Source organism: Pseudomonas sp. BMS12 (assembly GCF_001592875.1).
Classification (GTDB): Bacteria; Pseudomonadota; Gammaproteobacteria; order Pseudomonadales; family Pseudomonadaceae; genus Aquipseudomonas.
Genome location: NZ_LSOF01000046.1, coordinates 1 through 222 on the forward strand (window position 1 = coordinate 1; position 222 = coordinate 222).

Sequence of the window (222 nt, forward strand, 5' to 3'; positions counted from 1 at the left end):
AGCCCTTCGTGTTCGAGCTGACCCTGGTCAGCGAACGCCCCGATCTCGACCTGGCCGCCCTGCTCGGCCAGCCGGCTTTTCTCGCCCTGGATGCGCAAGGCAACGGCATCCACGCCCAGGTGCACAGTGCAGCGCAGGGTGACTCCGGCCAGCGCCTGACCCGCTACCACCTGACCCTGCGCCCGCAGCTGGCCTGGCTCGGCCACCGCACCAACCAGCGTA

Annotated in this window: 1 protein-coding gene; it reads left to right on the forward strand. The window is 69.8% G+C overall.

From position 1 onward, the window contains the following. A partial coding sequence (locus AYB31_RS20980) for a contractile injection system protein, VgrG/Pvc8 family (protein ID WP_269085739.1) occupies nt 1-222 on the forward strand: 222 nt, incomplete at both ends.